This window comes from Apilactobacillus kunkeei (assembly GCF_001308195.1).
Classification (GTDB): domain Bacteria; phylum Bacillota; class Bacilli; order Lactobacillales; family Lactobacillaceae; genus Apilactobacillus; species Apilactobacillus kunkeei_C.
Genome location: NZ_JXDF01000015.1, coordinates 1 through 7,544, shown reverse-complemented (window position 1 = coordinate 7,544; position 7,544 = coordinate 1). Strand labels below are relative to the sequence as shown.

The 7,544-nt window shown below is 34.3% G+C and carries 8 protein-coding genes; 1 reads left to right on the top strand and 7 read right to left on the bottom strand.

Going from position 1 to position 7,544, the window contains the following annotated elements; translation table 11 throughout:
* Positions 1–393 precede the first annotated feature (393 nt).
* On the bottom strand, positions 394–984 hold the full coding sequence (locus tag RZ78_RS02940) for a peptidylprolyl isomerase (RefSeq protein WP_034530939.1): 591 nt from the start codon (positions 982–984) through the stop codon (positions 394–396).
* A gap of 147 nt (positions 985–1,131) precedes the next feature.
* Between RZ78_RS02940 and RZ78_RS02935 the strand changes: the two genes are divergently transcribed.
* Positions 1,132–1,770, top strand: a complete 639-nt coding sequence (locus RZ78_RS02935) for a VTT domain-containing protein (RefSeq protein WP_034530938.1) — start codon at positions 1,132–1,134, stop codon at positions 1,768–1,770.
* A gap of 30 nt (positions 1,771–1,800) precedes the next feature.
* On the opposite strand, the gene RZ78_RS07600 is transcribed toward RZ78_RS02935, so the two are convergent.
* From RZ78_RS07600 to RZ78_RS02905, 6 genes are all read right to left on the bottom strand, one after another.
* Positions 1,801–2,412, bottom strand: a complete 612-nt coding sequence (locus RZ78_RS07600; protein ID WP_191978833.1) for a TIGR01906 family membrane protein — start codon at positions 2,410–2,412, stop codon at positions 1,801–1,803.
* Positions 2,413–2,428: 16 nt separating this feature from the next.
* Positions 2,429–3,208 (bottom strand): TIGR01457 family HAD-type hydrolase, encoded by a 780-nt coding sequence (locus RZ78_RS02925; protein WP_054608081.1) that lies wholly within the window; start codon positions 3,206–3,208, stop codon positions 2,429–2,431.
* 12 nt (positions 3,209–3,220) lie between these two features.
* Positions 3,221–3,769 (bottom strand): YutD family protein, encoded by a 549-nt coding sequence (locus RZ78_RS02920; RefSeq protein ID WP_034532203.1) that lies wholly within the window; start codon positions 3,767–3,769, stop codon positions 3,221–3,223.
* Positions 3,770–3,781: 12 nt separating this feature from the next.
* A complete protein-coding gene (locus RZ78_RS02915) occupies positions 3,782–5,155 on the bottom strand; it encodes a bifunctional metallophosphatase/5'-nucleotidase (protein WP_054608080.1) in 1,374 nt (457 codons plus the stop codon).
* A 13-nt stretch (positions 5,156–5,168) separates the two neighbouring features.
* Complete coding sequence (locus RZ78_RS02910) at positions 5,169–5,777, bottom strand: metallophosphoesterase (protein WP_041152706.1); 609 nt, start codon at positions 5,775–5,777, stop codon at positions 5,169–5,171.
* 122 nt (positions 5,778–5,899) lie between these two features.
* Entirely contained in the window at positions 5,900–7,270 is a 1,371-nt protein-coding gene (locus RZ78_RS02905) for an amino acid permease (protein WP_054608079.1), read from the bottom strand.
* Between the last annotated feature and the right edge of the window lie 274 nt (positions 7,271–7,544).

Sequence of the window (7,544 nt, the reverse complement as noted above, 5' to 3'; positions counted from 1 at the left end):
TCTCATCTTAAGATGAAAAGCTTAACTTAGCTCTTCTGAATAAATTGTTATTTTATAAGCGAATTGACTTCGCAATGTTTAATTCTTACAACCAAGTTGTAAGTTCCTTACACATCATCGATTATCAATCTTGTTCAGTTTTCAAAGATCTACCTTTTATTAACTTGCTGTCTTAATTGACAACTCATTAATCATAGCAAATTATCAACACAGTGTCAATAACTTTTTTTATTTGCCAACGCTTGAAATCAACTGATTTAACGCGACTTGATTATGATATCAAAATCATCAATCACTGTCAACATCAATTTTTCAAGGTTATTTGAGAAGATTAAGTAATCTCTCTCAACAGCAATATTTATACTACCAGGAAGTCTTTTTACGGTCAAGTACTTATTTAAAAATTTCTACTTTGTTTACTAGAACATCTTCAACGGGTTTGTCACTTGCATCTACTTTAGCATCTGCAATCTTATCAACGATATCCATACCCTTAACTACTTGTCCGAATACAGTATGTCTGAAATCTAGCCATGGTGTTCCACCATTCTTAACGTAATAGTCAATGATTTCTTCAGGAAATCCTGCTTCATTCATTTGATCCATTAGTGTTTCAGGAAGTGTCTTATTTTGTACAATAAAGAACTGACTACCATTGGTGTTTGGACCAGAATTAGCCATAGACACAGCTCCACGTACGTTGTATAAGTCTTTAGAAAATTCATCATCAAATGGACGGTTCCAAATACTTTCCCCTCCTGCACCGGTTGCTGTTGGATCACCACCTTGAATCATAAAGTCTTTGATAACTCTATGGAAAGTTGTTCCATCATAGTAACCAACTTCTGCTAATTTCATGAAGTTTTCTACTGCTTGAGGTGCTTGTTTTTCAAACAAAGCTATTTGAATGTCACCATAATTTGTCTTTAGAATAGCCATCGGCTTATATTTATCATCTATACTTAATTGTGGATATTGAGTCATTTTGTCCTCCAAATATTTAATTGCTATATCTATTATAGCTAACGAAGTAAAAATGATTAAGTGTTTTTACTAAATTATTTTAAAAAAACTTTAATGTAAATCATGTAAATTTGTTAGAATATAGTTAAACAACAAAAGGAGAGAGAAATGCAACTTTTAATAGATTTTATATTACACATTGACCAACACATCATTAACTTGGTTAATTATTTTGGTGATTGGACCTACCTACTACTATTTCTAGTAATCTTCATTGAAACTGGAATCGTAATTATGCCCTTCCTACCTGGGGATTCATTACTATTTGCAGCAGCAGCTATCTCTGCAAATCCAAAATATCACCTAAGTATATTCATATTTATCATCCTATTCCTAATTGCTTCAATCGTCGGTGACTCATTAAACTTCTTCCTTGGTGAAAAAGTTGGTAATAAACTTACTAAACAAAAACATATTGGTAAGTTCATTAAACAAGAACAACTAGACAAAGCAAAAACTTTCTTTGATAAATACGGTATCTTAGCTATATTTATTGCTAGATTCATGCCAATCATTAGAACATTCGCACCATTCATTGCCGCCTCAAGTGGTTACAAGTACAGCAAGTTCGTTAAATATAACGTTGCTGCTTGTATCGTCTGGGTACTACTATGTTGTGGTGGAGGATACTTCTTCGGAAACATCCCATTTGTACAAGAACACTTCTCAGTGGTTGTACTTGGTATCATTCTGGTAACTTGTATCCCTGCTTTAGTAGCATTGTTCAAAAAAGAAAAGAAAGCATAATAAAAAGGACTCCTATGTTGGGGTCCTTTTTTATTGTGTTGATCTATTAATACATCGTAATAGGATCAAATAAAATACTGTTACAAATATAAATATAAAAGCAAATCCAATCATAAAGTACTGATCTGGAAACAGTATGATGATTGGTTCTTTTTTTGCATTAAAAATCCAATCATTGTTTCTAAATAGGATTTTATGGAAGAAGATAAACGCATCATTGAAATCAATTAAAGCAAACACAAAAAGAAATACAAAACATCCGTATATTTGCCTAAAAGCTGATTTTAAAAGCCATAAAAGGCGATTTTTCCTTAATCTAATCAATATTTTTATGACTATTGGCGTCATAACTACCATAAAGAGATTATTTAAAAGAATTAACCTTCTCACATCACCAAAGTGTACCTTTACCACGTTATTAATTGGCAACGTTGTTTGCATATCACTAATAAAGAATGACTGTAAATATCTAATAATCAATAAGTAATTATCACTGATTTGTCCTGAACTCATTTTAATGTCATGTTGTACGTTTAATACGTGGGCAACTGACGTATATATAAATGGCATGTTCATAAATAAAAATATCGAGCAAGTTATAAACCACAAGATGATTACTAACGACAATGCTCGATACTTCATAAATTCAATATTCAAATTAAACTTCCCAGTCATCCAATGAATCAATTTGATGAGTTGGTTGAACTTCTTTTTGTGCCACTTGTTCCTTGGTAGATAAACCAGTGTAGACAATTAAGGTATCCATGCCAAAGTTAATACCCGCTGAAATATCAGTCATGTAGTTATCTCCCACCATGACTACGTCAGACTCGCTCAAACCAATCTTATCCAATGCGTTTTGCATGATAATTGATTCTGGTTTACCAATTAAAACAGGTTTTTGTTGGGTTGCGTATTCAACAAGTTTTACTAATGAACCTGCTCCTGGTTGCATCCCTTTTTCAGTTGGAATATTACTATCTGGATTAGTACCAATAAACTTAGCACCATCCCTTACTAATAGAACTGCCTTACTTAATTGATCGTAAGTAACTGAACTATCTAATCCAACAATTACATAGCTAGGCTTATTATCAGTAATTTCAAAACCGTTATTTTGAAGAGCAGTGATTAATCCTTTTTCTCCAACTACATAAGCTGTCTTGTCTAATTGGTTGCTTTCAGCATCTTTTTTTACATAATCAGCAGTAGCTAATCCGGCAGTGTAAACGTTATCGACACTCACATGGATGTCGTGGTTATCACCTAGGTTTTTAACTACATCCTCAGGCATCTTAGTTGTGTTATTGGTTACGAAAAGAAAATCAATCCCGTTTGATTGTAGTCTTTCGATAAATCTCTTGGCAGCTGGAATTCTCTTACTTCCGGCATAAATTGTACCATCAAGGTCAATGAAATAACCCTTATACTTTGTCATTAATATTCTCTCCTAGTCCGTTCTCTGTTTGATTGTAAAGTGTCTCTTGCCATGTCCCTTGGATTGGGTCACTGTCACGTGTTCTCTTTTATCTACACGAGGCTTTTCGTTAGTAACCTTTTCTTTGATAAAGGCATGACGGTTATTCTTATTGGAAGAACGACGGCCTCTTCTCTTATTGAAAGAACCGTTTGGCTTAGTCTTCACTTCTAGGTTATGCAAAACAAAATAGTCCGCACCCATGTTGGCATACTCATATAAATAATCTTGAATTGCCATGAATTGGTTTTGTAATGGTGTGTTACTACCATCGTCAGAAAATCCCTTTAGTCTTAATACGCCGTATCCGTAATCACCAACGATAAAGCTGTATCTGCTAAAAATGGGATTGTAACTAGCAGTGAAGTCATCAATATTAAAACAGTTATTACGATTACTGATGATTTCATATTTATGGCCATTAATTAAAATGGTCTTTTCGTCTTCAAGTTTTATGTTAGCTAGTGGTTTATAGTTACTGTTCTTTTCTTCGACTAGCTCTTCAATACTCTTACGATCCAAAATTATCCTCTCCTATTCTAGCGGATATTTCTTTGATAAGTATGATGCGAACACTTCTCTAAGTGTTTGATCATACAAGATATTATTATCACCCTTAATTGCAACCGTTGGGAAGAACGGAATGAAGATGTAATGATCTAGTAATGCAATTTCGTAGTTTTGATTAAAGTCAATCAACTTACCATCAAAATAAACATTATTTTGATCATCTACATCGATTCCATCATAGTTCAATTGGCCAAAGTACTTTCCTCTAAAGCCCATTCCCTTTTGTTCATATGCAATTAGGAATTTCCAATTCTTTTGCATTTCCATTACCATGCGCCATAAGTCGCTACCTGATAATGTTGTCTTAGTTACATGCATAGAATGTGGCAAGATTTGGTGTAATTGGTTCTTATCTACAATGCCTTTTGGAAGAGCATGTAAGAACAATCCGTTATTAACGATTGCTGCTTTAGTTCCAGCTTTTTCTTTCATCGCAGATAGAAATTCGCTAACCATTCTTGGTTTACCACGAAGACCATTATCCATTTTTTCATCTAACTTAGCAACTTTAGATTGAGCTAAAATGTCTTGACCTCGTTTTTCTAAAGCATCAAGCCACTTACTGTCTTCTGGTTCAACTGGTAAGTCACTAGTTTTAACAACACTAGCTTCACTATTGATAACGTGATCATCTTCAACTTCTAGTGTTACCTTTCCAACATAGTATCCATACTTGCCGGCAGCAGCCAATAATGATTGATTATCTTTTTCACCATGTTCAAACAAATGGTGAGTATGACTTCCAATGATAACGTCAAAACGTGGAAATTTCTTAGCAATTAATCTGTCTTGAGTAACCCCTAAGTGGGATAACAATACTAATACTTCATCATCCTTATCATTATCCAACAATTCCGGAATCTTTTCTTGGTCGTCAATTGGGGTCCATCCCTCAAGGGTATATGTTGATTGATATGGAGCTGTTAAACCATAAATCTTAATATGATTACCAGCTGGGGTATCAATCATCTTAGTTTCATGAGCCCAATCCGGTCTCTTCTTAGTATCAGAATCAACGATATTAGCTAAAACGACGTCAAAGTTGGCGTCATCATACAAATGATTTAACTGTTCTTTACTATTGGTTAGACCTTCATTATTACCGATTGTGGCAGCATCATAGCCGATTTCATTTAATAATTCAACATTGGCTTTACCGTTGGTAGCATCGGTCAATGGATCAGCTCTATCTAAGGCATCTCCTAAATCAACTGTAATGACGAAATAACCTTGTTTTTCCAGTTTTTGTTTTTCGCTAATTAAATATCTTTTTATTCTTGGCCAATTTTCAAAGTGTGAATGTAAATCATTGGTATGTAAAATAGCAATTTTTTCCAAACTTACTTCCTCCTTATCGTCTTTTGGCAAAATCAATTTTCTTTTGTTCCACCATCTTAAAAATATCCTGTTCACTAAACGGAGCACCGAATGGCTTCTCATAGCCTAAATAGTCCTTTTCTGGACTATCTACCCCAACATTGATATTTTCCTTTACCGGCACTGAATAGTGATGAATATGCCCGTGGAGATCAATAATCGGTCCAACCTGGCCCATCATCAAAGGATAATGAGTCATATAGTATTGGGCGTGATTCATCTTAATCAATGCTCCAACATCGTGGAAAGAAAACTTTGGTTTCCCATTCAATTCATAGTTATTTTTCTCAATGAACTTAAACAAAGCTCTACTATCATGATTTCCTTTAATAAAGACAATTTGTCCATTCAATTGTTTTAAAATATCATAAATTTTTTCATGTGCTTTTCTTTGGGGCTTTTCATGACAGACTGCGATATCACCTAAATGATAAACAATATCACTGTCAGAAACTTCTTCATTCCAATTTTTAATGATATCGTTATCCATCTCATCCACAAAGAAATATGGTCGTGGCGCGAAATTCTTATTTCCTATCATGTGTTTATCAAGAAAATGCGTATCTGCTATAAAGTATTTCATTCTTGCCACCTACTTCCTTACTAATAGAATAAACTATTATTGAGCAAATGAAAAATAAAAAAACAGCTTCAAGCAAACTAACCACTTAATTAAGTAATTAGTTGTTGAAACTGTTTTATTTTTTATACGCGGTCTTTAACAACCTTAAAGATGTATAGGAATACAATCCATACGATTGATCCAATTAATGGAATCATTGTGTCTACTCTAAATAGCAATACAACTGCTACGAATAGTAGGAATGCTAATACGAAGTAGCTTGAAAGTGGGAATAAAGGCATCTTAAATGTTAATTTGTCTTCTTCCTTGTTCTTCTTAACAGTCTTTCTGTACTTGATGTGAGCAATTACGATTAATCCCCAAATGAATAGGAAGCATGTAGTAGCCACACTTGAAATTAATTGGAAAACACCGTTTGGCATAAATGCGTTTAGGATTAGTGAAATTGCGATAACAGCAATTGAGAATACAATTCCCGCTGCTGGCAAACCGTTCTTAGTTAATGAACCAATCTTCTTACCAACCTTATTGTCAGTACCGTAGCATAGTGAGTATGCCATTCTACCAGTTGTGAAGATTGATGAGTTACATGCAGAAACAGCTGCTGTTAAAACAACAAAGTTAATAATTGATGCTGCACCAGAAATTCCAATGTTTTGGAATACTTGTACGAATGGACTTGAATCTGCATTGATGTAGTTCCATGGGTAGATGCACATTAGAGCAACCAATGAACCAATGTAGAAAATTAAAATTCTTGAAGGAACTTCGTTAATAGCCTTTGGAATAACCTTTTCGGGATCGTGTGTTTCTGAAGCAGTCATACCAATCATTTCAATTCCGGCAAAACTAAAAATTACCATTTGGAAACTCATTAAGAATCCAGAGATGCCGTGTGCAAACATCTTGTGACCAAATAGGTTAGAAAGACTTGCATGACCAACTGGAGTCTTGTAATTCATGATTACTAATACAATTCCTGTTGCGATTAAAGCTAAAATTGCTACAACCTTGATCAACGCAAACCAGAATTCAGTTTCACCAAATGCTGATACATTAATTGTGTTCAATAGGAATAAAATAATAATGATGATTAAACCAGTTATCCATTGTGGCACACTTGGGAACCAATATTTTATGTACAAACTGGCAGCTGTAATTTCAGCCATGGCAATTGTTATCCAGCAGGCCCAGTAAGTCCAACCAGCAACAAATCCCATCTTTTCACCTAAGTACTTTTCAATGAATTCAATATATGAATGACAATCAACGTTTGATAATAGTAGTTCACCAAGTGATCTCATGATGAAGAATCCGGCAATCCCAGCAATTAAGTAAGCTAAAATAATTGATGGTCCCGCAAATTGAATAGATTCCCCAGCTCCTAAGAACAAACCAGTTCCGATTGTTCCACCCAAAGCGATTAATTGAACATGACGATTTTTTAAACCTCTAGAAAGCTGTTGGCCTTCTTGTTTCGGTGATTCTTGCATTTCATCACCCTCCTCTAAATATTCTATGATGTTAATTATACATATTTTATTCGAACTGCAATACGTCCGAACCTTTATACAATAGTACTTAGCGACGTTTAATCCCCGACGTTTCAACGTTTATTCATGTTATTTATATTTAAATGAATTATTTTCATCAATCCATGAAAATAAAAAAGAGACTGACCTGAACCCCTAAAATTGGAGGATGGTTATGCAATTTTCTGGGAGGAATTGTTCCGGTATTCAACCGGTGACATTCCTCCCAGTTTTT

Coding starts and splice junctions, on each gene's coding strand:
- RZ78_RS02910 (WP_041152706.1), bottom strand. CDS start 5,777: ATGAAATACTTTATAGCAGATACGCATTTTCTTGATAAACACATGATA.
- RZ78_RS02940 (WP_034530939.1), bottom strand. CDS start 984: ATGACTCAATATCCACAATTAAGTATAGATGATAAATATAAGCCGATG.
- RZ78_RS07600 (WP_191978833.1), bottom strand. CDS start 2,412: ATGAAGTATCGAGCATTGTCGTTAGTAATCATCTTGTGGTTTATAACT.
- RZ78_RS02935 (WP_034530938.1), top strand. CDS start 1,132: ATGCAACTTTTAATAGATTTTATATTACACATTGACCAACACATCATT.
- RZ78_RS02925 (WP_054608081.1), bottom strand. CDS start 3,208: ATGACAAAGTATAAGGGTTATTTCATTGACCTTGATGGTACAATTTAT.
- RZ78_RS02905 (WP_054608079.1), bottom strand. CDS start 7,270: ATGCAAGAATCACCGAAACAAGAAGGCCAACAGCTTTCTAGAGGTTTA.